This window comes from Pelomonas candidula (genome assembly GCF_043555985.1).
GTDB classification, from domain to species: domain Bacteria; phylum Pseudomonadota; class Gammaproteobacteria; order Burkholderiales; family Burkholderiaceae_C; genus Pelomonas; species Pelomonas candidula.
Map to the genome: position 1 here is coordinate 1 of NZ_JBIGIC010000095.1, position 247 is coordinate 247.

A 247-nucleotide genomic window follows, 5' to 3' on the forward strand; every position below is an offset into this window, starting at 1 on the left:
AAGGACCCGAAGCGCTGCTCGCGCGCCGCCAGCCAGATGCGACGCCGGCTGTCCTGCACGTTCTTCTCGACGACGCCCTTCTCCCAGCCCGAGGCGACGTTGCAGAAGTCGGGGTCGAAGAGGTAGTGCGCGCACAGCGCGGCGAAGCGGTCGTTGACGTCGCGCTTCTTGCCGCGGCCGACGCGATCTACCGCCGTCTTCATGTTGTCGTAGATGCCCCGGCGCGCCACGCCGCCCAGGGCCGCGA

1 pseudogene is annotated in these 247 nt (G+C 69.6%); it reads right to left on the minus strand.

The features are described from left to right. Positions 1 to 247: pseudogene (locus ACG04R_RS28635) on the minus strand (IS21 family transposase); the annotation flags it as partial.